Here is a 25591-nt window from a genome sequence, read left to right on the forward strand (position 1 = left end):
GAACTAATTACTTGTCTATACGCAAACTATCGCAGAAACGTTTTTTATATCAAAATAAAGTGTACCTTTGCACCCATTAAAAATCACAGATGGAATCTATTAGAAACATTGCAATTATTGCCCACGTCGATCACGGTAAAACCACTTTGGTTGATAAAATTATGTATCACTGTCAATTATTTCGTGACAACGAAAACACAGGTGATTTAATTCTTGATAATAACGATTTAGAGCGTGAGAGAGGTATTACTATTACTTCAAAAAACGTATCAGTTCAATATAAAGGAACAAAAATCAATATTATCGATACTCCTGGCCACGCCGATTTTGGAGGAGAAGTAGAACGTGTATTAAACATGGCCGATGGTGTATGTTTGCTAGTTGATGCTTTTGAAGGTCCAATGCCACAAACGCGTTTTGTATTGCAAAAAGCGATTGACCTTGGTTTAAAACCTTGTGTAGTTATCAATAAAGTTGATAAAGAAAACTGTACTCCTGAAGAAGTTCATGAGAAAGTTTTTGACTTAATGTTTGAATTAGGTGCTTCTGAAGAGCAATTAGATTTTCCAACTGTTTATGGTTCTGCTAAAAACAACTGGATGTCTGAAGATTTCAGAAACCAAACTGACAACATTGAGCCTTTATTAGACATGGTAATCAAAAATGTACCGGCTCCTAAAGTTTCTGAAGGAACTCCGCAAATGTTGATTACATCTTTAGATTTCTCTGCATTTACAGGTCGTATCGCTATTGGTCGTCTTGAAAGAGGTGTATTGACAGAAGGTATGCCAATTTCTTTGGTAAAAAGAGATGGTAAAGTTATAAAATCACGTATTAAAGAATTACATACTTTTGAAGGTTTAGGCCGTAAAAAAGTGACAGAAGTAATTGCTGGAGATATTTGTGCTATTATTGGAGTTGAAGGTTTTGAAATTGGTGATACTATTGCTGATATCGATAATCCTGAAGCTTTACAAACTATCGCAATTGATGAGCCAACAATGAGTATGTTGTTTACAATTAACGATTCACCTTTCTTTGGTAAAGAAGGTAAATTTGTAACATCTCGTCATATTAGAGAAAGATTGACAAAAGAATTAGAGAAAAACTTAGCGATGAAGTTAGGTGAAACTGATTCTGCTGATAAATTCATGGTTTTTGGTCGTGGTGTACTTCACTTATCTGTTCTTATTGAAACAATGAGAAGAGAAGGGTATGAGTTGCAAATCGGTCAGCCACAAGTTATCATCAAAGAAATTGATGGTAAAAAATGTGAGCCAATTGAGGAATTGACAATCGACTTACCAGAAAACCTTTCAGGTAGAGCAGTAGAATTCGTTACAATGCGTAAAGGAGAAATGCTTTCTATGGAAACTAAAGGGGAACGTATGATTGTAAAATTTAATATTCCATCTCGTGGAATTATTGGATTACGTAACCAATTGCTTACTGCAACAGCTGGTGAGGCTATTATGGCACACCGTTTTATTGGATATGAGCCTTACAAAGGAGAAATTGCCGGACGTAACAAAGGTTCATTGATTTCTATGGAAAAAGGAAAAGCTATTCCTTATTCTATCGATAAATTGCAAGATCGTGGTAAGTTTTTTGTTGAACCAAATGCTGAAATTTATGAAGGTCAGGTAATTGGAGAAAACTCTCGTGCTGATGATATGTGTGTTAACGTAACGAAAGAGAAAAAACAATCTAACGTTCGTTCTTCTGGAAATGATGAAAAAGCAAGAATCATCCCGCCAATTATTTTCTCTCTTGAAGAAGCTTTAGAGTACATTCAAAAAGATGAATATGTAGAGGTTACACCAAAATCTATTCGTTTGAGAAAAATCTATTTGACAGAAACTGATAGAAAAAGATTTAAATTCTAAAAGATTTAAATTTCAATATAAAAAATCCCAAATTCCAATTAAGGAGTTTGGGATTTTTTTATTCTAACTGGAATTTATAATTTTTAGTTGAGGTTTAAATTTCTTAGAATTTTCAAGTATTGGAATTGGGAATTTTCAGATTGTAATTTGCTTTATTTTTTATCTCTTTAAACTAAAGTGACCTTTTACAATTTTACCATCAACAAATTGCAGTGTAAACCAATAATCATCTGCGGGTAATTGTTGACCATTATAAATTCCGGTCCATCCTGCACTGTTTTGATTCATTTGTTTTAGTAATTTTCCATAACGATCAAAGATGAAAATCTTGTAATCCGGAAGTGGATCAAAGTTGGTAATAAACCATAAATCATTATATCCATCTCCGTTTGGGGTAAAGAATCTAGGGTAATCCAGAACATATAATAAAAATGAATTAGATAATCCACAGCCATTTTTATCTTTTGCAATTGCATTGTAAATTCCCGGCTTAACACCAGTGAATAATGGATTGTCTTGAAAAATATTTCCTTCTAATGAGAATTCGTAATTACCAACTCCTGTATATTGTATTAAAACTGAATTATCGATTCCTGAAAAATCTTTAACAATAGCTTCAGTTATTAAAGCAGGCTCTGATAAAACCACTTTGAACTTCTTTGTTTTTTGGCAGCCATTTACATCTGTAACGACTACAGAGTAATCTCCCGCAGTGTTCACTTCAATAGAGGTATTGGTACTTCCGGTATTCCATAAATAACTCGCAAAACCAGTGGTCACATCTAAAGTAATTTCTTCTCCTTTACACAAAATTTTTGTTTCCTCCTCAAAATTAGGAGGATCAAAAGTATTTACAATAAGCTCAATAGGTACAATATCAAAACAGTCAGCCCCGTTTGTAGCTTTAGCATAAATAATTTGGCTGAAAGCGACATTGTTTTTAAATATATTAGGTAATTTATTGGTTTCATTCAACGCATCGTTAGTATTTAGATAATAATTAAATAATAATGTAGTAGGTAAGCCTGTTGAAACTTGGGGAGTAACTTCTTCAGCAAGATCAAACTGATACAATCCGTCCTGGTTGTCATCTCCATCACAAGTTTCAATAGGGGCTTGATCTGGAATTGTAGTGCTCGAAATTTTTAATGTTACTTCGGCAATTGCAAAACATCCGTATTCATTTTCAATTCTTGCATAAACAATTTGATCAACGATTTTGTTCGTGTATTGCTCAGGATTTACAATAGGATTTGTTTTAGCTTTTGCATCTGCCAATGATTCATAATATCCTTTATTTACTATTTCTGGAACATTATTTTTTACAATGTCATTAACTTTTGTGAGGTTGAAAACGGTAATTGCGTCAGTATCATCATCACATTGTAATAAAGAAGTATTGGCTGAAAGAATTTCCGGAGCATATTCAATCTTAATTCCTCCTGTCGATACACAAGTTGTACCTTTTAAAGTAGCCTCGACTTTATAGTTTCCTGCCGATTTAACATTGTATATAGAGTTTACCTCTCCAGGAATTTCTATATAATTATTCGTTGCATCTTCTTTAAGCCATTTAAAGTCATATTGGGTATTGTCTAATTGAGTGTTTAACGCAACAGTTTCTCCAAAGCATGCTGGATTATTGTTGGCGACAGTTCTGTCTGTTCCAAAATCAACTAGAGAAAGAAAACTTCCTCCTTGTATGAAAACGGCTGAGTTATATTCTCTGGTTGCATCATCAGCAATGACCAATTTTAGATGGTATTTTTTATTGGGAATTACCTGGGTTCTGGCATTCATTACTTTGGTTTGTCCGGCATAATTTATAGAACTAGTAACAGTATTATATCTCTCAAAAAAATCTTTGTTTTCTGCTGGACAACCTGGAGAAGATATTGTACCATCTGAATAAGGCTCTATCTCATTATGTACAGTTGTAGAAGAAACAGGTGTTGTACTATTGGGTAATACCGCTAAATTTTTGTAGTCCTCTGTACTTTCCGCTTCTTTTATTAAAAAAGCGAAGCCATCAGAATATATACAGGGATAATAAGTTTGGTACTCATTTGAAGCGAAAATATAATTAAAACTTATGGAGTTAGTTAATGCTACAAAGTCAAATTCTAAAACAGTAGATTGAGTACTTTGGTTAATATTTAGTGCCTTTTCTAAATCATCATCACCAGGCCACCCACTAGTTTGAATACCTTTTGAATTGGCTTCTATGTAAGGTCCCTTAGCATTTTTACTGGCTGATGTACTTAAAACTATACCATTCGAAAAAGGAAAATCACTAGTTCCTGAATCGAATGAAGCGTAACTAGCTCCATTACTTGCTGGATTTCCAGAAGCCTGAACAGTGGCTATATTTATGCAAGAACTATTTATTAATACATTTTTCACCAGTGATTCAGGCGTTTTTGTGTCATCTACAGTAATATTCTGCGCTTCTATCTTCGCAGATAGTAAGCAAATAACTAAAGAAAAAAAACAAATTTTAAAATAATTCATAGCCTGAAAAGTATACTACAAATCTCTATTTTTTAGTAATTTGTAAGAAAAATATATAAACAAAAAAGTCCATGCCAAAACGATCAAAATTGAAAAAGAATGTACACCATAATCTTTAGTATTTTCGACCCCAATTTGTGTTCCGATACTTTTTATAACCGATAATCTTGAAATGGGTTCAATAATTAAATTTGACATTGCTTCTAAAGGTAAAAACTGCGTAATCCTATAACCTATATTGCTTTCCGGGAATATTTGAAATACTAAAAGACCTTTTATGATTGATTCAATAAAAATCCATACCAATAAAAATCCCAAAGCAAAGGCAGATCGTTTTACTAAGATACCCAAAAATAGACAAAAAGAAAAGAATCCTAATAATTTTACGAAAAAGGCCAACAAATATTCTAAATCACTAAAAACGATACCAAATTCAGTATAAGATGAAAACGAATATCCAAGGATTAAAGTCATTATAAAAACAAAAATAGTAGAACCTAAGGCGAAAAGCACAACGGTTAAGAATTTGGACAAAATAAATTCTTTTTTACTCAAACCATCAATTAAATTTTGTTTTAAAGTTCCGTAACTGTATTCATTTGCCATCATAGATACAATAACAATGGCCATGAAAAATTTAAGCAAGGCTGCAAAATAAGTATTAAAATGCCATATAAACGGAAAATTAAAAATCCCCATTTCTGACGGATCAATATGTATGGGACCCAAATCAAATTTTATAGAAGCAATTAATGCAATGAATGAAAGTAAAATGAAATAAGTTAAAGTAAGGATACGACTGGCTTTGTTTTTCCAGATTTTTTGTAATTCTATAGAGATAAGTCTGTTCATGGTTTAGTTGTTTTGAGTAATGGCATTTTTGGTTAATTCTAAAAATTGAGCTTCAAGACTGTTTTTACGTTTTACCAAATGGCTTAACGTAATGTTTTTAGAAAATAAAAACTGATTCAGTGCTGCTGCTGATAAATCTGATTTTAAATAAACCAAAAGTTTTCCGTCTTCTTCTGTTATTCGGTCTATTGAAGAATGTGTTGCAAGGACATTTTTTAGCGTTGCATTATCATCGGCCATAATTTCAAAGAAACCTTCGTTTGCCGACATTTCATCAACAGAACCTGAATATAAAATTTCTCCTTTTCGTAAAACAATTACATGCGAACACACTTTTTCGACTTCATCTAATAAGTGCGATGCCAGTAAAATAGTAGTTCCCTGCGAAGCAATTTTTTTGATAATATCACGAATCTGGTGAATTCCCTGCGGATCTAAGCCATTCGTTGGTTCATCTAAAATTAAAATTTCAGGATCATTCAATAGTGCCGATGCAATAGCTAAACGCTGCTTCATCCCTAAAGAAAAAGTACTAAATTTACTGTCTTTTCTTTCCGTTAAACCTACTAAATCAAGCTTTTCATTGATTTTAGCATAATTAATGCTTTTTATTTTACAAACCAATTTCAGGTTTTCTTCCGCAGTCATGTACGGGTAAAAGTTAGGTCTTTCTATAATTGCGCCTACTTTTTTTAAGGCTTCATGAGTCTCGACCTTTCCTCCAAACCAGCTGTAGGTTCCGGATGTACGGTTTACAACATTTAGTACAATTCCCAGAGTAGTTGATTTTCCACTTCCGTTAGGGCCTAAAATACCGTAGACACGGCCTTTTTGTATTTCAAAAGAAACATTTTTTAAGGCTTGAATGCGCCCGTATCTTTTATGCAGATTCTCAATAGTAAGTATGGTTTCCAAATTTATTTCGGTTTTAGTTTTAAGTATGACGATTCAACTTGTTTATTGTTACGCTAAATTTTATTTAATGTAAATTTGTAATAAAGATATTCAAAATGAGCGAACCTTTAATGGTTTTAAAAAAACCATCGTACCCTTTAACTCCAGCTCTTTTAAGTTATTTAGATAAATACGAGCGTATTTCAAAAGTATCTGTATTTTATGATGATTTATTGCGATTTGCAGGAGCCATAAATTTATACGATAAAAACGGTGTAGATACTTTGTGGACCCGTGTTTATTATGGAGAGTTTGACCGCGAAGAAATTGATTTGAATTTAAAAAAGATTTATTCGCTTTTGCATTCAGATGGAAATAATGATATTATTCAATACTTAAATGTTGATGCGATCGATTTTTGCACCTTTGGAAACTCAAAACCTTTCAGGGTAAAAGTGCGTAATATTCTCAATGATAATTACGTACATTTTTACATAAAGAAAGCCGATGCTTCCCGAATTTACGGATTAGAACTTGAAGACATTTTATCACCCGATAAAATAAATTTTCTGGTTTTTGGTGACACTCTGATAGAAGAACATATCGTAGGAATTCCGGGTGATATTTTTATGGAAACTTTGCTGCATACTTCTACTGAAACAGAAAAATCTCAAATAGCAAAAGAGTTTGTGAAATTTAACGAACGCTGTATGATTAGGCTTCTGGGTGACATGCGTTCGTATAATTATGTAATTGTTCCAATTCATGATTTTGACCAGGTAGTCTATAGAATTCGTGCCATAGATTTTGACCAGCAATGTTATGAAGGTAATTTTAAAGTTTATCGTCCGCAGTTTTTTAGGGAAAACTATCAAATGATGAAACTCATAAAGGAAAAATTAGAGGACCGTTCCGTTATTCAGTATAAGGATGAAGAAAGGGCAATTTTGGCAAAACGAATTCATTCTGCCGAAGCCAGAATTACAAAATTATTGAATATTATGTGTCACGATACCATTTCGACAGTAGATCATTTAAATCAACTAAAAATGGAATTGTACCGTTATACTAATGATATGAAGTTTAAAAATGCCAAATCGATGGGACACATTATGTTTGCGGCATTTGAGTTTATTACACGTAATTTTAAAAACACGAATTTAATCTAGTTTTTAGCCACAGATTAAAACGATTTATTTTTAGAAATGGAATTTTGATAAAAATCATTTTTAATCATTTAATCTGTGGCTTAAAAAATAAAAAATAATATTATGAAAAAGTTTTTTTTACTTGGAATTTCTATTGCTTTACTGGCTTGTCAGCAACAATCAACTCCTGAATTTAAGACGCTTTATTCGCTTCCTAAAAAGTTAAAAGAAGTTTCTGGAATTACTTATTTTCCTGAAACAAACTTACTTTATACTTTAGAAGACAGCGGCAACAAAAATGCCATTTACGCAATAAATTCACAAGGTAAATTGGCTAAAACAATTACCATTACAAATGCAACAAATGTAGATTGGGAAGATATTACAAAAGATAAAAGCGGTAATATTTATATTGGTGATTTTGGAAATAATGATAATGAACGCAGAGACTTGTGCATTTACAAAGTCAATAAAAATCAGTTAAATAAAGATGCGGCTGTAGCCGAATATAAAGTTTCTTTTTCGTATCCTGAACAAACTGAATTTCCTCCAAAGAAAAAGGAATTATTTTATGATGTAGAAGGTTTTTTTGAACACGGAAATTACTTTTATCTTTTTACCAAAAACAGAAGTAAAGGTTTTGACGGAACAGCTTTTATTTATAAAATTCTAAACGCTCCGGGAACTCAAAAAGCGACTAAAATTGGTGAATTTAAAACTTGTGATAATTACAATCATTGTGTGTTGACAAGCGCCACAATTAGCCCTGACGGAAAAAAAGTTGTTTTGTTAAGTCATGATAAAATTGTTTTATTTAAAGGTTTTAAAGGCGATTTATTTCATAAAGGATCTCAAACCGAAATAAAACTAAATCACTTTTCGCAAAAAGAAGCTATAGTTTTCAAAGACAATAATACCTTACTGATTGCAGATGAAAAAGCAAATAAAACAGGAGGGAACGTTTACGAATGTAAAATTAAATAAGGAAGGTGCTAAGTTTCTAAGTTAAAGTAGAACGAAGAAGCCCCTCAAAATCATTTCAGGTAATAGTAAAAAAATAGCCACGAATTCACGAATCATATTAAAAATAATTCGTGAATTCGTGGCTAAAAACTTTGTCCCTTTGAGCCTCTATAACTTTGAACCAAAGAAAAAAAAACTTAGAACCTTAGCATCTCAGAATCTTAGCATCTTATACTAAAAGCTATATGCCGCTCCAAAAATAACTCTTCCTATTTCATCAGGAGATTTAAAATAAGAGACTCTTGCTGTTAAAACATTAATTGCATTAATCCAAACTCCTCCACCATAATCCTGGTGCCATTTTTTAGAGTCTTCACCATCCAGCCAAACTCTTCCGTAGTCAAAACCACCCAGAATCCCGTATGTTAACGGAGCAATTGTTTTTTGAATCTTACCAATGCTGAATCGTAAATCACTGCTTTGAGAAAAATAAGAACTTCCTAAAAAGCGTTCATTTCTGTAGCCTCTTAAATCAGTATCTCCGCCCAGAGAAGCTCCATGATAAAAATCAAAATTATTATTTAAAACAGCTTTTCCTTTTAAGTAGGTCGCCAGAACTAATTTACCGTTATGGTCAATTTTGTGCGTAAACCCCAAAATGCTTTCAATCGTAGGAAAGTTTTGTTTTGTATTATCTAAATTAGTCAGCCATGTTGCAGAAGCCATAAAAGCAACTCCTAAGGTTGGTTTTGCTGCAAAATCAGAATTTTTGAAAAGATATTTTACTTTTAAACCACCATAATTCTGATTATCAAAAACATTTGGATTTACAATATTTGGCGTGTCAATAAATCTGTTTTCAGTTTCTTCAACAGTCATTCTTTGAAAAAGTGGAAGTACGCTAAATTCGCTTCCATAACGGCCAACGTGTCTTATAGCGCCCGAAACATTAAATTTTCTAATACGTACGCGATTATAATCCATATCGACTTCGTCAGCATCGTATTTAGTTTCGTTTCCGTAGCCAAAATAATTCATGGCAAAGTTTGGAGTCGTATATTGCGATTCAACATCAATCACCCATTTACCTAACAAACCAGGAAAATGCGCTACATAATTAAACTCTAAACCTCCGGTTGCAAAATAGTAAAATGCGTTTAAAACGTGTCTTTGCGTGTAAGGATTTTGTTTGAAATTATTAACCGTATAATTTAAATTGATCCCTACTTTTACACCGTCATCAGGATTATAACCAATGTTAGGAAGTCCTGATACCACATTATATTTAGGTTTTTCGTAATTGTACAGGTTCACATCATAATCATCTGTTAGTTGTGTTTTAGTTTTAGAATCGAGATTATAGGTGTTTTCTTTAGATTTAAAATCGTAGACAATTACTTTTTTTCCGTTTTCGATATTGTACGTATCATTGTTTTGACCACCAATCAAACGAATTTTAATGTTTGATTTCTGATTTCCTTTTACTTCAAAAACATCATTATCATCTAAACCATAAATCCAAAGATTTTTCGTTTTAGCATCCGTTACCGTTTTGGTGTAAATTAATTCATCACCTTCTTTTTTAACTCTAAAAACCTGAATTTCAATATTTTTTTTAGCATTATGGTTAATGATAAATTTATCTTTTTTATCAGTTCCGGCAATCATTACGGTATGGCTTAGAACATCAAAATAATCTGAAGCATATTTTTGAAGATCTTTCTTTCTGTTTTTTAATTTTTTCTTGATGTCTTCAATCGTGGCATCCTGAACTTCTTTTGGTAAGTTTTTAAAAGCTTTATCAATATCACTATCTGATAAATTTTCCTGAATGTATTTAGCCTGAGCAATCCAGTCTTTCTCTTCGGCAGTCTTTAAAAAGGCTAAATCCATAGGATAAGGTTCTCTGTTAAGCCATTTTACATTATCAATTTTGTTTTTGAAAGTTCTCATGTGGCGCAGCGCCGGAATATTCATTAAAATCGAAAGTAAAGTTCCATCATATTTTACAAAAGCCTGATCGCGGTCACGGGGAATTGGTTCGTAAAGCACTTTACTGCCTTTTTTATGTTCTGCCCAACGCCACTGGTCGCTATGTCTGTCCCAATCGCCAATAAGCATATCAAATAAACGTGCTTTCATGTAAGCATCTTCATCAACGCTGTATTTTTCGTCTTTATGAAGATTTTTCATCATATCTTCAGTACTAATAATATCCGTTGGATTGCCAAAATTTTTGCCGTCCAAATGATTATCAGCAGGTCTTTCTTCGACCATATAAAGCTGATCTCCAAAATTGGAGTTAAATTCTTTTAAACCATTTTGTTTGGGTATGTAATACAAAACAGGATTGGTGTGAGGTAAACCAATTTGGTCTGCCATACTGCCAATGGCAAATGAAGTATAAGGGTGTGAAGTAGTATAGAAATCGAATAAAAAGTTCTCAGCATATGTATCTTCAAAATCATTAACAACATACTGATCTTTAAAAGCTACTGATTGCAGGAATACAGTAGCACTTTTTTTCATGGCGCGCATAACATATTCTCTTCCTTTAGGATCTGAAACTCGTAACGATACAGATTGATGTCCTCCGCCTTCGCGAATAGGTTTAAGACCGCCCATTAAGGTGTCTAAAGTGGCCGTTTTAGCTTCTATTGGCAAACTGTAGTACTTCCTGTAATGATTCCCAAATAAGAATTTATGAAAAACACTTTTTTTGGTCATTTTTGCTGAGTAAATAGAAGTAGTCATAGTGGCAGGAAATTTACTGTCTACAGTTGCAGCCCAATTAATTTCTTTTGCCTTAATGATTTCATGTTCAAAAAGTAATTTTTCTTTATTGTTTTCATTTCCAAAAAAGGCAACTTTTGCATCACCGCTTTTAAACAAAGTTAAGGTCGCATAACCATTTCCTCCATAGGAGAATTCAGTAGGGTTTATAGCTCTTGCCGCTTCAGATTTTGATCCGGCACCACTAATAATTTGCTGAATGTTTTCTTTGTTTACATATTGAAGATTGTGATCATGTCCGGAAACAACAATTACATTTTTTTGCTTTTGCAAAAGGGTTTTAATACGTTTTGCATAGATAGTATATTGCTTGTTCTGAATATCCTGCGGACTTACACCAGATGTTTTTCGTAGTAAATTGATAAAAGAACCAATTATCGGCAATGGTATTTTTTGTTCTAAAGGAAATAATTGTTTTTCTAAAGAAAACTGTCCTCCGTGAGTTCCGTTGCTCATCAAAGGATGGTGAATAGCAAGAACAACTGTCTTTTCCTGATTTTTATTTAATAGATTTTCTAACTGATCAAAGAAATCTTCTCTTGTTTTAATGTCACAATTATCATTCATTGTGGGGTGATTATCCCAATCTTCTAAGAACCATTCGCTATCAACAGTAATTAGCGTAGCAGTACTGTCAATCTTAACATCTTCGATAGCACAACTTTTTCGAGGTAAAAAAGCTTTTTTGTCGTTCAGATATTTTGTTACAAAATCGGCTTGGCGTTCCAGCCCTTTTATACCATTATACCAATCATGATTACCGGGAATCACAATTGTTTTTCCTTTAAAACCTTTAGTAAGTTTCAATTGGTTGGTTAGTTTTGTTTCAGCCAAAGATATTGCTGCAGCATTATCATCACTGGGAAAACCCTTAGGATAAATATTGTCTCCTAAAAAAAGTAAGGTCGCTTTTTTGTTTGATTTTTTTAATTTCTGATGCAGCAGTTCAAGCGTTTGCTGTGCCTGTTTTTCATCTGCATTTCCGGCATCTCCAACTAAATAAATTGTATGTGCAATTTTTATAGTATCAGTTGCGTTTTCCGTTTCGTAAGCACTAACATTTTTTCCGTATTGCGCTTTATGCGTAGCGCAGGAATAAACCAGCAGCAATACAACTAATGCCAAAGACCGGTTTTTAATTTTAGTAATAAAATGATTATCCAAAAACAATTTCATAATTTAGTGGTATAAAAACAATTCTCCATGAATCTAATAGAACAATCCGAAGATTTCGTCAGTAATTTACTCAAAGATAAACTTTCTAATTTATATTCTTATCATAATTTTAACCATACTTTAACGGTAGTAAATGCAGTAAAAGTGCTTTGTAAAAAAGAAAATGTTAAAGAAAATGAAAAGGAAATGCTTTTAGTTGCTGCCTGGTTTCACGATACAGGATATGTTGATGGTTATGAAAATCATGAGCAGGAGAGTGTGAAAATTGCTACAAGTTTTTTAAAAGAAAAAGAACAATCGGATGAATTTATAACGGCAGTTTCCAATTTGATTATGGCTACCGTAAAAGAATACATTCCTAAAACACATTTAGAAAAAATAATTAAAGATGCTGATTTTGCACATCTTGTTGGAACAGAATACGAAACAACCTGCGAATTGTTGCGAATTGAACTAAAAAATACCTGGAATCTGGATTTTTCTAATGCCGAATGGGCAAAAGAAAATTTGAATTTTTTAATGAACAAACATCGTTTTTACACTGATTATGCGCTGAGAAAATGGCAGCCTTTAAAAGAGAAGAATTTAATGCTTGTTCAGAAGAAAATTGAAAAACAAAAAAAGAAAGAAGCGGATAAACTGGAGGACGAACTAAAAAAGAAAGAAAAAATCGAAAAACCGGATCGTGGTGTCGATACTTTGTTTCGCGTTACTTTAGGAAATCATACGCGATTAAGCGGAATTGCCGATAGCAAAGCCAATATTTTATTGTCTGTAAATGCAATTATTATTTCGATTGCACTTTCGTCTATTATTCCAAAATTAGACAGTCCTAAAAATGCACATTTGGTGATACCAACTTTTATAATGTTAATGTCAAGTGTTGTTACGATAATTTTTGCAATTCTATCTACAAGACCAAAAGTTACTTCAGGAGTTTTTACCAGAGAAGACATAGAAAACAAAAAAATTAATTTATTGTTTTTTGGAAACTTCTACAAGATGCCTTTAGAAGAATATGATTGGGCAATGAATGAAATGATGAAAGATCGTGACTATCTCTATTCGAATATGATTAAAGATTTGTATTACCTGGGATTGGTGTTACAGCGTAAATACAACTTATTGCGAATTGCCTACAACTTTTTCATGATAGGAATCATTATTACGGTCGTTGCTTTTGTAATCGCATTTAAATCGATTTAAAGTTTTGATTACTAAAGTAGCTTTGTCAAAGTTTCAAACTTTGACAAAGCTTTAGTTATTCAATCAAAAAATTGGCATATTAACGACTTAATAATTAATTAAGCTCATCTAATAAATCCTGATACGTAATTTTGTTCGCTGTTGGACTTGCGGTATTGTTAATCACTTTTACACGAATCGCTCTCAAACCTGAAACTCCCTGAAGATCTTCAACTTCAAATTGTTCAATTGACGGTTCAAGAATTTTCTTGTGCTGTAAGTATTTAATGTATTTTAAATATTCGGCTTCTTCGCTGTTTTGCGAATACACAATTGTAATTTTTTCTTTCTCTGTAATACGTTCTTTGGTTCCTTTAATATTCGATTTGTCGATTCGTTTTTTAACGACTTCATATCTTGCATTGTAAGTTCCATCAACATCAAAACGTTTTTCATCCATTCTAAAACGAATAGAAAGCGGTTGGCTAAATACCAAAATCAACGAAGTAACATCCAACTCGTAAGGCAGAGATTCTTTAAGTTGATGATGTTCTAATTCCATTTCACATAAAGTCTGCAATTGCCATAAGCGCAAATTGTGCAAATACATAATATCAAACGGCTTAGTGGGCGAAATCGAAGCTCCAATGTATAAATTATGCTCGACACCATCTGTTTTAAAGCGCTCGTAATAGTGCGGATAAATTTGCTGTGCCTCAATTTGTTTTTTGTCCAGAACAGAAGCCAGTCTTTTATTGATGATTGACATCGCATTATCAAATTTCTTTCTTTCCTGATAAAACATTCCTGTTTTTTCATCCAGTGTAGAAAAATAGAATTCTTCTAATTTTTGATTCGTAGCGTTGTCTTTTGTATTTTTTAATATTGGATGAATTTCTTCTTCAATATAACGCTGAATATGTTGCTCTGTATCTGCTTTTAGCGGAAAATCCAATTCGGTTCGCATCGATTCCAATTCAAATTTTCTTTGTTCCAAAAGTACCAGATTGGAGTTTGGTTTTTGATTGTCAAAAATTTCCAATAAAGCAGAAAGCTGATTTTTTAAATCAATTTTTACCGTTTCATTTCGATGTTCAGACGAACCTTTTATATCGATTTGTCCGTATAACGGAAATACATTTTTAAACACAATTTCCTTAAAAATATAATCCTTTGTATGATTGGTGTTTTGAAAATAATTCTGAGATTCTTTTTTAAATTTCCAGTAAACACTCGGATGAATTGTAGTGTATTCACGCTGAATAATCGCTTCAATCTGATGTTGCATATCTGTATTGTAACGATCAATCGTATCTGTCAAATACGGTAAAACCAATTCCAGTTTTGTCGCATTCACACTATTTAAATCCCGCGCATTTTCAGAAACCAATTCAACAACACCCAATAAATGTCCGGCTTTGATAACCGGTGCAAAAATACAGCTGTTGATATTTTGTTTTAATAAATGTTCGCCAAGTCTTTTGTTGGTCGATTCTTCTGTAAATTTAGCAACATTGGAAATAACAAACGGTTCTTTTTTGTCGAGTAAGTTTTCGAACGAACATCCAAAAAAAGCATTTTTACAATCGACTTCCTGATCTGCAGCAAGTAAAAAACTCTTCAGCTGCGTTTCGTACTTTGCAGGTCTTATGAATTTTTCTTCCTCAGGATTATAAATAATAAATCCAACTTTTAAGTTAGGAAGATTAAAAATAGACTGAAAAATATTCGATACTTCATGATCTGTTGTAACTGTTTTTACACCAGGTTTCAATAAATTACTTTTCAATGTCGAAATAGCACTTTCTGTCGTGGCATCAAACAAAGAAACAATTCCGAAACCTTTTAACTGCCAGCTTCCCGGAGGAAATTTAGATTTCCATAATTCGATATCATTATAGTTATCTATTAAGAGATCAATATCACTTTGAGTCAAAGCTATAGATTTTTCTGTTGGAGAAATTTCCATAAAATCGGCATTGTACAAAATGCGGTAATGTTTTTCTACGCCGCTTTCGTCCGGAATATCATAGAAAAAAGGTTTGTTGAAATCAATATGTTCGTTATAATAATTGCTTAAAATCAAACAACAATTATTAATATAGAACTGATGTTCATCAAAATCGCGAATTTCCATATAAAATTCGTCACCTGCATTGCGTAAAATTTTCTTGAAACGTTCTGTGTAGTTGAAGGATATATTCTGAAAAGGAATTGTAATTGCCTTTATTTCATTATAAGTCAAAGCCGTTGGGAATAAATCGGCAACCAAATTCTTAATTAAAGCTTCATTGTTTTTAATGGTGCTGTATTCGCGAATTCCGGTTCTGAATTCCGGATATGCTTCAACTTCTTTAAGAATGGCTTTGGCGTAATTAGATCGGTAGTCAACATCTGATAAAGCAATTTGTTCAAAAGACTCAATTAGTTTATGAAATGAGATTATCGTTTCGAAAGGACTTTCGTTGTGTAAAAGACGATCCATTTTTTTTTGTTTTTAGAGTACAAAATTAAGCATAAATTAAGAATCACCGACATTTTACCATTTCTTTCCTTTATGGTTCAATAGAGATAACTCCTTATAAAGTGGGGCTTTAAAAAACGGATCATTATTTTAACTAAATATTAACACGTCTAATAACGGAACGATCGTTCCGTTATTATATCTTTGTACCATAATAATTGAATAATCAATAACTTAAAATTAAATAAAATGAAAAATTTAGAAAACAAAGTGGCTATTGTAACAGGTGGAAATAGTGGAATTGGATATGCAGCTGCAGCTGAATTGGTTGGGAAAGGTGCAACAGTAATTGTAACAGGAAGAAACAAAGAAGCCTTGGCAAAAGCCGAAACTGAATTGAAAGTAACCGGAATTGTTTCAGATCAATCTGATTTAAAATCAATTGATAGTTTGGTTGAACAGGTAAAAGCACAATTCGGAAAAGTTGATATTTTATTCTTAAACGCAGGAATTGCTTCATTTGCTCCGGTAGAGTCAGCTTCAGAAGAACACTATGACAGTATCATGAATGTAAATGTAAAAGGAGTTTACTTTACAGTGCAAAAAGTATTGCCTATTTTAAATGACGGTGGTTCTATAATTTTCAATACTTCAATCAATGCACATGTTGGTATGCCAAATTCTAGTGTTTATGCTTCAAGTAAGGCTGCAGTTTTATCTTTAAATAAAGTTTTTGCAACAGAATTGGCACCAAGAAAAATCAGGGTAAATGCTGTTTCTCCTGGTCCTGTTGAAACTCCATTGTACGGAAAATTAGGATTGCAAAAAGAAGAAGTAGAAGGTTTTGGAACAGTTTTGTCAGAGAAAATTTTATTGAAACGTTTTGGACAATCTTCTGAAATTGCAAAAACCGTTGGTTTCTTAGCTTCAGATGATGCTTCATTCATTACAGGAACAGAAATTGTTGTCGATGGCGGACTTACAGTAAACGCTGTAGTTTAATTTTTTTTACACAAATTCAGGAACGATTGTTCCGTATAATCAGTATCTTTGTATAGAAATTTAAATTTTCGATCATGGCTAGAACAAAAGAATTTAATGAAGAAAAAGCTTTAGACAAAGCAATTGAAATTTTTTGGCACAAAGGTTATAACGGAACTTCGGCTCAGGATTTGGTTACGCATTTAGGTATAAGCCGTTCGAGTTTGTATGACACTTTTGGAGACAAACAGAAACTTTTTGCGCAATCATTGCTGCGTTATCTAAAACAGTCGCAAGATCAGGTTATAAAGCTTTTGGATGAATCTGAAAATGTAAAAGAAACACTGCACGATATTTTTAAACAAGCCGTTATTGAAAGTTTGGAAGACAGAATTACAAAAGGCTGTTTTATGGTCAACTCGTCTGTAGAACTTGCCATGCACGATGAAGACATTGCAAAAATCGTAAAAAGCAACAGCCAGACTATGGAACAGGTTTTTACCAAAGCAGTAAAGAAAGGGCAGGAGTCCGGACATATTTCGAAACAACAAGATGCAAGGGTTTTGGCTCGCTTCATCTTTAATAATTATTCCGGAATTCGTGTTTTGGCCCGAACCGGAGAAAGAGATAAACAAGTTTACGACGATATAGTAAAAGCGGTATTTTCTATATTATAATGTATAAAATTAGTAAAAATAAAAAACGGCAATTACCAGAGTAGTTGCCGTTTTTTATTGAATTATAGGTTGCCGTCAATTCGTTTCATTTCGTCTATGATAGAGACAATGGCTAATTGGTCTTCAGGATTTAACTTTTCAGTATATAAAAGCGTAATTAAAATAGTATACGAATCCTCTAAAGATGAATTTTCTTCAAGTTTAAGATCGTGCGGATTTTGATATTTTGCAAGTAATGTTTTCGCAGTTTTAAAGGCAAGTTCTTCTAATTCTGTTTTTTTAAAATCTGCCATTATTTTTGATTTTAATTTAGACCGATTACCAAATCTAGCAAATTTTAAAGGGATAATACTAAAATTTGTGGAGAAACATTGAAAATTTCATACTCCTATTTTTAACGCAGAGTATACAATCCCAATAGCTATCGGGATTCGCAAAGTTCACTAAGATTTAAGTTGTGTTTACACAATCTGAGGCCACAAAGCTTTGTGAACTTTGTGTTTTTATTGAACTTAGTATATTGAAAAACTTTGCGTTCTCCGTGTTAAATTTTTTTCTCTCGCAATAGCTTTTGGGATTGATCCATTTTAAATTGGTTTTATTTTATTGAAAGGAAATACAATGAATAAAAAAACGGCAAGTACTATTGTAATTGCCGTTTTTTGTTTTAAGTAAGTAATAGAAAATGAATCAACTACTAGCTTTTTTCTTCTTTATTGAAATAAACTAAGTAGTAATACATTTGTTTTTCTTCATCCCAGCCTTTTTCTACAAATTTTTCAGCGCTTTCAGGATTGATAAAATCCATTTTAATCTGAATATGTGTATCCAGGTTAATAACGTTTTTAATCGATTTTCTGGCGTCAGAAACTGCTGCGTTGGCAATAGGGAATGAGGTTACATCTTCGATGCTGTATTTTTCTCCTTTATCCACTTTATAGTTTTTGAATTCAGGAATCAAGTCAGGATTGTCTAATACTTCGTTTAGGAAGTTTTGTTCCTCAAACTGATCATTTTTTGCGAAATAATTCACAGATCTGTTCATAAACATTACCTCTTCTTTTTTGTCTTCAGCTGGCAAAACAACGTCTTTTGCGAAGTTTTGGCAAAATTTCAAGTATTTTTTTGTGATGAAGTTTTCATCTTCAAAAGCATCAACAGATAAAAAGTGCTCTAACCAGTAACGTGCGTCATAACGGTTACTATCAACAGTTAGAATTTTATAACCCTCATCTTTTTTATAATTAAAAATCAAACAACCTTTATCTAATTTGCTCAGGTTGATGCCTTGTTGCAAAATCATTTCAAGGTTACTGTTTTTTTCTTCAAACTGTAAAAAGTCGGCTTGTAACTCACTTTTAAAAATTCCGATTGCATCAACAACATTATTGTCGATACTTAAATTGGTTAAATACGTTACATAAACCTCTCCGTTTTTAATGTGCGGGTGATTCGATTGCTCAAATAAATGTGTAGTGATTCTTTTAGAAATCTCCTGCAAATTATTTGGATTATCAAAAATCTCCGTTGCATATTTAAACATGTCGTTGTAATCCAAATCGACTTCGTGCGCAAACTGATAATAGTTTTCTTCTTTCTCTCTAAAAGGCTTAAAAAAGTACTCTTTTATCAAAGGCACAATTTCATCATTCAAATTAAAAGGCTGTTCCGATAAAAAAATCGCTTCGTTTCTGCTTTTGTTTCCTACGCGGTGTATCGCAAGCGTCTCGATGTGGGTGTTGAAAAGGTTGATCATATTTAGAGTTACTGAGATTCTAAGTCTCTAAGATTCTAAGTTTTTTAGTTAGTGTCTTTTAATTTTCGAATTAATGAAGCTAACATTCTTTCGATCTCTCGACTGTCCTCGTATAAATTGTTAAATTCTTCTTCTTTTAAATAAATTATATTTTTTGCAATTTCAAGCTGGGTCTGCATTTCAAATATAGAGCCAAGAGAAATATATAAAAATCGTAAAAAATCTTTATTACTTTCTCTTCCAGATCCTTCTGCAATATTGCTAGGAATAGAAACTGAACTTCGACGTATTTGAGAAGTTAATCCAAACATTTCTTCTTTTGGAAATGTACTTGTTGCTTTGTAAATTTTGGTAACTAAGGTAATTGATTTCTGCCAAACTAAAATCTTTCTAAAATGACTCATTTTTTTATTTTTAAATTAATTTTTAAAAATAAGAAAATTCCTTCAATAAAAAAAAGCTTAGAATCTTAGAGACTTAGTATCTCAGAAACTTAGTTTAATTCCAATTCTCCTCAAATCCAAAATCTTCAAAGCTGTCGTCGCCTTCGAACATGTCAAGATCGTCTTCGTCAAGATCATCTTCAAATTCTCCGTAGATATCGTCGTGCATATCGGCTTCAAAGCTTTTTTCTGTGGCTTCATCAGGCATTTCTCCGTGAGAGAATAATGTTTCCGGGTAAGGAACTCCTGCAATCTGATCTTCAATAGCGGCCAATTCAACTAAGAAAGTCCACATGTTGATAAAATCATATACATAAATGATTTTAGTATTTTGCTCATCTAAGAGGTCAGATAATTTATAATCGCTCATGGTTCTTTGTTCTCCGGGAACATCGCCAGTATCAAAAAGTGCAATTTCATCTTCCTGATTCCAAGTTTCATCGCAGGTATAAAACGAAGCTACTTCCATTCCGTCAAAACCAAAAGCGTTGAAGATTGCATTGTGTAAATCCTCAAGCGTATCGTCTTCAAGAATTGCAATGTCTCTAAAAATATCTTCTTCGGCGTCTAGAATTACTCTAAATTTATAAACCATAATCTTTGTTTTTATTGAGAGGTCAAAGGTAAAATATAAAAAATGAAATACGAATCAGGAATCGCGATTTGTTGAAAAGATTTTCCTTATCGAAAAATTATTCATTAGTGTATCGTTTTTGACTAATAAGAAATCACATTCATAGAGTAAATGTCCAGTTTGAATGGGATATTATTGCCCTTTGAAAATTTTAAGCCGCGAATTCACGAATTTGTTGCTATTCGTTGTAAATCATCATTCGTGAATTCGTGGCGATTTTTAGCATTTATCTCCTTACGTCGAAATAATAGGAAATTTTAAACTATCTCCCAACCAATCGTTTTCTAATTTTATGATAACGTTTGTGATAAGAGCTATGACTAGGATAACTTCTGCCTGAAGTCATATTATTAAAAATCAAAGCAGTAAAAAGTAAAATTAATGTTCCCACTAAAACCGGAGAAATCACGTACATATATCCCAAAGCTTTTACTTTTTCGGTTCCGATAACGGCAATCAAAGCGGTTGCGCCTCCTGGAGGGTGAAGTGTTTTTGTAATCTGCATAGCGATTATGGCCAGCGAAACGGCCAATGGCGCCGCAATCCAGATAATATCCGGTGCCAGTTTATGAACTGTAACACCTATAAAAGCTGATATTACATGTCCGCCAACTAAATTTCGCGGTTGTGAAAACGGACTTTGAATAATGCCGTACACCAATACACTCGAAGCACCAAAAGAACCAATTAAATAAACGGCATCATTTCCTGAAAAGTGAATTGACTGTACGTAAGCCAAAATTCCAATCCCGATAAATGAACCGATAAAGGACCAAAAATGTTCTTTCGTGTCAATTAAAGTTTCCTTATAAAGAATATATCGTGTTTTGCGGTAGCTTCTTTTAATTTTAGGAGTGGGCATAAATGTGGTATTTTACTTGAAAAGAGTTAAGGTTATACTTAATTTGTGCTATTATTTGGTTAAGCTTGGTGCATAACTATATACTGTAAACGGATAAATCATTTTTGCGGTATATTTTGATATTAAACAAACGACCAAAATGGGTAAAAATAAAGTGTAGTCATTTGTTAATCCGCAAACTAAAAATATGGCTGTAAAGGGTGCATGAATACTGGCACTTAAAACAGCTGCCATTCCGATAATCATAAAGTTAACCGGAAGTACGTGAACATGAAAAAACGTGTTTAAAATAGAGGCCAATAATAATCCCAAAAATGCACCTATGAAAAGACTAGGAGCAAAAACGCCTCCGTCTCCTCCCGAAGCTAATGTTATCGAGGTTACGATAGGTTTTAAAAGTAAAACCCCAACAAAAGTAAACGCTAAAGTTAATGTTAACGGAATTTCGGCTGAGTTGCCAAAAATCCCTTTTATAGCATGATAGCCTTCGCCATATAATTGAGGGAAAACAAATAACGAAACACTTAAAACAACAGAACCAATTAAGATTTTATAATAATGTGTATCAATTTTTCCAAATTGAGATTTAAAGAATAAAACGCAACGGGTTAAATAAACCGAATTTATTCCGGCTAAAATTCCTAAAAGAACAAAATACGGAATCGCTTTTAGGTGCCAGGTTGTAATAGAAACAGCAAACAATGGCTCTTCCTTTAGTATAGTAAGTAATCCAAAAGCAACTGAAACTGCAATGATGTTCGAAATCACAAAAGCACGGGTTACTTTTCTGGAAATTACTTCGAGTGCAAATAAAATTCCTGCAATTGGGCTGCTGAATAATGCTGTAACACCTGCAGCAACTCCGGCACAAATTAACTCAGTTTTGTATTTACGAAATACATTCTCTTTTTGCTGTGCAACAGATCCTATTGTGGCGGTGGCAACAACTGTAGAAACTTCTATTCCGGTTGAACCTCCAAAAGCAACGGTTAGTAAGCCGTTTATAAAGTGGGATGGAATTTTATAAGAAGGTAAATTTTTTGAAGTTGATTTGGTACTTTCAAAAACTTCTTTGATGCCTTTGTTTTCTTTTTTCTTGAATAAATATTGTCTTAGAAAATAAATTACAGACAATCCGAAAACCGGAAAAATAATATAAAAAATGGGGTTGACCGAGACTTCATGAAAGAAGATTTCTTCGTAATATTCAGTAATTTTTTTTAGTGAAATTCCTAAAAAGGCAGAAAGAAAGCCAATTAAAACAGAAACGATAACTAATTTTTGAAGGACAATAAATTGATGATTTTTTTTGATTTTCGCCGTTTTGTTCATCAGATGTGGATTTATAAAATCGCAATATTTTTATGCGGATTACAAAATTAGAGAATCAAATTCGTTTTTTAATACAAATCACTCATTATATTGTGTTAAAGTTGTAAAAGAAAGAAAATTCTTTACTTTGCCGCAAAGACACCAAGGCACAAAGTTTTTCCTCATTTTATGTCATGTTTACGAAAGAGAAATATCATAAGAAACTTGGCAAAGATTGGCGATTTTGTTTGCGGCGTTACGATTGTGATTCTTCGTTCCTCAGAATGACAAACAATATGTTTTATCACTTAATCTTAAAAAAAAAACTTTGCGTCTTAGCGTCTTTGTGGCAAGAAAATCACTTATCTCTCATAAAACTCAATAGGCAATAAATCAGGATCAGCGATAAAAGTAAATCGCTTTTCGGTCGTTTCGTCAATTCTGATGGGTTCTGACTCGATATTTTTAGTATTCAGGAAAGCAATTGTTTCTTCCAGATTAATTACTTCGAATGCTAGATGACGTAATCCAACCGCTTCGGGTCGTGAAGGACGTTGCGGCGGATTTGGAAATGAAAATAATTCGACGATGTAAGTTCCGTTTAAAGCCAAATCTAATTTGTAAGATTGGCGCTCTTCGCGGTAGATTTCCCTAATAATCGTTAATCCTAAAACTTCGGTATAAAAAGTTTTCGATTTTTGATAATCAGAACATAAGATGGCAATATGATGGACTTTATTTAAGGTAAGCATTTATTTCGATTCAGGTTCTTGATTTAATTTTCTAATAACTTTGGCCGGATTTCCAACAGCTAATGAGTTGTCCGGAATATCTTTTGTAACCACAGATCCTGCGCCAATAACACAGCCTTTGCCAATAGTTACACCTGGACAAATAACAGAGTTTCCGCCAATCCAGCAATCGTCTCCAATAGAAATAGGCAATGCATTTTCGAGTGATCTTCTTAATTCGGCGTCAAGCGGATGCGTGGCAGTATAGATTTGAACATTTGGAGCGAAAAACACATTCGATCCAATATTTACGGGCGCGCAATCCAGAACAACACAATTGACATTAAAATAAACGTTGTCGCCACAAAAAATATTATAACCGTAATCGCAATGAAAAGGAGGCTCGATATAAAAACTCTTGCCCGTATTAGGAATTAATTCAGCTAAAATTTCTTTTGCTTTTTTGGTTAAGCGATATTCGGTTACGTTTAATCGGTGTAATAAATTTTTAGCTTTTCGTCGGTCCTTTACTAAAACAGGGTCTCCTGCAACATAATATTCTCCCGCAATCATTTTTTCTTTTTCGGTATTCATAAGAATTTAAAATTTAGTTTGCTTATTTATAAGCTTGTCGTTCGCGATCAGAACCCAATCTTGTCATTCCGAGGAACGAGGAATCCTCGTTGCAGAATCGACACAGATCTGCACTTTCTTTGCGGAGTTTCTTACGGAGATTCCTCGTTCCTCGAAATGAAAAGATTGGGTTACTATTGCGAATGATGGATTAAAATCCATCCCTACACTATATTTTGTTCCTACGGAACTCCTCAAAAAAATTCCGGAGGAATGGTTTATATTGTAGCAACGGATTTTAATCCTTGAAAGGATCAATTTTTATATTATTACTATATAATTAAAGCAACTTCTTCAAAATAACAATCTGTCCTAAATGATAAACATCGTGCTGAATAATGCCATGAATATGCTCGTAATACGTATGACCATTATTCACATAAATTTTTTCGAAATCCTGATCGTCAAAATCTTCAAAAAAGGCATCCCATAATTCTTGTGATTTCCCCAGGCTTTGCAACGATTGTTCCCATGAAGCTTCAGACGAATCCAGAATTGGTACAAAATAATTATGGTCAGGAGTAGTAACGGTTTCTCCCTGCATACGTCTTAAAATATTCCTTCTCCATTGAATTAAATGATTGACAATTTCCCAAATCGTGTTTAAATTTGGATTTATTTTTCTGTAAGCCTGCTCAGCCGTTATATTTTCTAAAGTATGTGCCAAAGTAACCTCCAGCCATGGATTTCCATTATAAATGGACTGATATAAATTCGAAACTCTTTTGCTTTCTGACATAACTGCGATGGATTATTTGTGATTTCTAAAAATTAAATTTTCGGTTTTAGTGATTATCAAAGATATAAAATCAATTTCTAGATAAACTGTTTTACAACTTTTTCAGTCTCAGTATTAAAAACGATTATACCTTCGTTTTTGTTGTCAAGCTGGTAGGCTAATTTTCCTTCTTTTGTCCAGACAGCACTGCGGCCAGCACTTACAAAATTATCGCATTCCCCAATACAATTAGCCATTAGAACCGGCATAATGTATTTTTTAGCAATGTTAGGATAATGCGCAAACGCTTTTTCTATTCCGTTTTGAGATTTTGCAACACTGGCGAGATAGATTTCACCTCCAAGTTCACTTGCTTTTTCGGCATGTTCTATTTGCAGGCTTTCATAACATATAGCCGGAACAATTTTTTGATTATCAATTTCGATTATTTCCTGGCCTTTTCCATTTTCAAAATACGGCAATTCGTCTTCGTGAAGTAGCTGTTTAGAATAAGAAATACTTTCTTTATTGGGTTGAAAAATAATCATACTAATTTGTATGTCGCTTTCAGTTTTTAGCGGAAATCCAACTCCAATAGTAATGTTTTTAAGATCACTAATTTCCTGAAAGACATCAAATCGCTTGTCATCTTTATGAGTTGCAATAGCTTTAGCCAACTCTGGTTCATAAGCTGTTAACGAAAGTTCAGGGAAAAAGACAGCATTCGCATTTAATGAAACTGCAAGTTCAATAAATTTTATATGCTTTTCAATATTGGCTGAAATATCTCCTTTTAAAGGTTTTATCTGTGCAATTGCTATGTTCATTAGATGTTTTATTAAATACTTTGAACTAAAAGCTAAGATACAAATAAAACTAATTTACAACTCATCCCTAAAATTCTACAATTGGGTTATTTTATATTTTTTAACAAAAAATGTTAAAATATATTTGCTCTATCAAAATCAAAAAC

The 25591-nt window shown here is 32.9% G+C and carries 21 protein-coding genes; 6 read left to right on the forward strand and 15 right to left on the reverse strand.

Features of this window, described 5'->3' with window-relative positions; all coding sequences use genetic code 11:
* Window positions 1–89: 89 nt before the first annotated feature.
* A complete protein-coding gene (gene typA / locus FLP_RS20505) occupies window positions 90–1886 on the forward strand; it encodes a translational GTPase TypA (protein WP_065451368.1) in 1797 nt (598 codons plus the stop codon).
* 159 nt (window positions 1887–2045) lie between these two features.
* Here the strand turns inward: typA and FLP_RS20510 are convergent, their stop codons facing one another.
* The 3 genes from FLP_RS20510 to FLP_RS20520 form a co-directional block, all read right to left on the reverse strand.
* Window positions 2046–4289, reverse strand: coding sequence for a T9SS type B sorting domain-containing protein (locus FLP_RS20510; RefSeq protein ID WP_243397504.1), 2244 nt, complete (start codon window positions 4287–4289; stop codon window positions 2046–2048).
* A gap of 123 nt (window positions 4290–4412) precedes the next feature.
* Entirely contained in the window at window positions 4413–5249 is an 837-nt protein-coding gene (locus FLP_RS20515; protein ID WP_065451370.1) for an ABC transporter permease, read from the reverse strand.
* A gap of 3 nt (window positions 5250–5252) precedes the next feature.
* A complete protein-coding gene (locus tag FLP_RS20520) occupies window positions 5253–6164 on the reverse strand; it encodes an ABC transporter ATP-binding protein (RefSeq protein WP_065451371.1) in 912 nt (303 codons plus the stop codon).
* A 95-nt stretch (window positions 6165–6259) separates the two neighbouring features.
* On the opposite strand from FLP_RS20520, the gene FLP_RS20525 reads away from it, so the two are divergent.
* Both FLP_RS20525 and FLP_RS20530 read left to right on the forward strand, forming a co-directional pair.
* Window positions 6260–7312, forward strand: coding sequence for a hypothetical protein (locus FLP_RS20525; RefSeq protein ID WP_065451372.1), 1053 nt, complete (start codon window positions 6260–6262; stop codon window positions 7310–7312).
* Between the two features lie 102 nt (window positions 7313–7414).
* Entirely contained in the window at window positions 7415–8275 is an 861-nt protein-coding gene (locus FLP_RS20530) for an SdiA-regulated/phytase-like domain-containing protein (protein ID WP_065451373.1), read from the forward strand.
* Between the two features lie 213 nt (window positions 8276–8488).
* Here FLP_RS20530 and FLP_RS20535 read toward each other — a convergent pair whose 3' ends face one another.
* Entirely contained in the window at window positions 8489–12223 is a 3735-nt protein-coding gene (locus FLP_RS20535) for a metallophosphoesterase (protein WP_065451374.1), read from the reverse strand.
* A 27-nt stretch (window positions 12224–12250) separates the two neighbouring features.
* Here FLP_RS20535 and FLP_RS20540 point away from each other — a divergent pair, with 27 nt between their 5' ends.
* Complete coding sequence (locus FLP_RS20540; protein ID WP_065451375.1) at window positions 12251–13429, forward strand: Pycsar system effector family protein; 1179 nt, start codon at window positions 12251–12253, stop codon at window positions 13427–13429.
* 94 nt (window positions 13430–13523) lie between these two features.
* On the opposite strand, the gene FLP_RS20545 is transcribed toward FLP_RS20540, so the two are convergent.
* Window positions 13524–15893 carry a GAF domain-containing protein gene (locus FLP_RS20545; protein ID WP_065451376.1) on the reverse strand — a complete coding sequence of 790 codons (2370 nt, stop codon included), beginning with the start codon at window positions 15891–15893 and terminating at the stop codon, window positions 13524–13526.
* A 228-nt stretch (window positions 15894–16121) separates the two neighbouring features.
* On the opposite strand from FLP_RS20545, the gene FLP_RS20550 reads away from it, so the two are divergent.
* Complete coding sequence (locus FLP_RS20550; RefSeq protein ID WP_065451377.1) at window positions 16122–16874, forward strand: glucose 1-dehydrogenase; 753 nt, start codon at window positions 16122–16124, stop codon at window positions 16872–16874.
* Window positions 16875–16948: 74 nt separating this feature from the next.
* Window positions 16949–17530, forward strand: a complete 582-nt coding sequence (locus FLP_RS20555; RefSeq protein WP_065451378.1) for a TetR/AcrR family transcriptional regulator — start codon at window positions 16949–16951, stop codon at window positions 17528–17530.
* 62 nt (window positions 17531–17592) lie between these two features.
* Here FLP_RS20555 and FLP_RS20560 read toward each other — a convergent pair whose 3' ends face one another.
* The 10 genes from FLP_RS20560 to FLP_RS20605 form a co-directional block, all read right to left on the reverse strand.
* Window positions 17593–17823, reverse strand: coding sequence for a hypothetical protein (locus FLP_RS20560; RefSeq protein WP_065451379.1), 231 nt, complete (start codon window positions 17821–17823; stop codon window positions 17593–17595).
* Between the two features lie 404 nt (window positions 17824–18227).
* The gene (locus FLP_RS20565; protein ID WP_056252487.1) at window positions 18228–19286 is read right to left on the reverse strand and encodes a nucleoid-associated protein; all 1059 of its coding nucleotides are present in this window, start codon (window positions 19284–19286) and stop codon (window positions 18228–18230) included.
* A 44-nt stretch (window positions 19287–19330) separates the two neighbouring features.
* Window positions 19331–19690 carry a four helix bundle protein gene (locus FLP_RS20570; RefSeq protein ID WP_065451380.1) on the reverse strand — a complete coding sequence of 120 codons (360 nt, stop codon included), beginning with the start codon at window positions 19688–19690 and terminating at the stop codon, window positions 19331–19333.
* Between the two features lie 94 nt (window positions 19691–19784).
* Window positions 19785–20324, reverse strand: a complete 540-nt coding sequence (locus tag FLP_RS20575) for an IS1096 element passenger TnpR family protein (protein WP_065451381.1) — start codon at window positions 20322–20324, stop codon at window positions 19785–19787.
* 301 nt (window positions 20325–20625) lie between these two features.
* Entirely contained in the window at window positions 20626–21225 is a 600-nt protein-coding gene (locus FLP_RS20580) for an HPP family protein (protein ID WP_065451382.1), read from the reverse strand.
* A gap of 51 nt (window positions 21226–21276) precedes the next feature.
* On the reverse strand, window positions 21277–22557 hold the full coding sequence (locus tag FLP_RS20585) for a chloride channel protein (protein ID WP_065451383.1): 1281 nt from the start codon (window positions 22555–22557) through the stop codon (window positions 21277–21279).
* 341 nt (window positions 22558–22898) lie between these two features.
* Window positions 22899–23288, reverse strand: a complete 390-nt coding sequence (gene gloA2, locus FLP_RS20590) for an SMU1112c/YaeR family gloxylase I-like metalloprotein (RefSeq protein ID WP_065451384.1) — start codon at window positions 23286–23288, stop codon at window positions 22899–22901.
* The gene (locus FLP_RS20595; protein WP_065451385.1) at window positions 23289–23861 is read right to left on the reverse strand and encodes a sugar O-acetyltransferase; all 573 of its coding nucleotides are present in this window, start codon (window positions 23859–23861) and stop codon (window positions 23289–23291) included.
* 319 nt (window positions 23862–24180) lie between these two features.
* Entirely contained in the window at window positions 24181–24639 is a 459-nt protein-coding gene (locus FLP_RS20600; RefSeq protein ID WP_065451386.1) for a DinB family protein, read from the reverse strand.
* 77 nt (window positions 24640–24716) lie between these two features.
* Window positions 24717–25445, reverse strand: coding sequence for a carbon-nitrogen hydrolase family protein (locus FLP_RS20605; protein ID WP_065451387.1), 729 nt, complete (start codon window positions 25443–25445; stop codon window positions 24717–24719).
* Between the last annotated feature and the right edge of the window lie 146 nt (window positions 25446–25591).

This window comes from Flavobacterium piscis (genome assembly GCF_001686925.1).
Taxonomy (GTDB): domain Bacteria; phylum Bacteroidota; class Bacteroidia; order Flavobacteriales; family Flavobacteriaceae; genus Flavobacterium; species Flavobacterium piscis.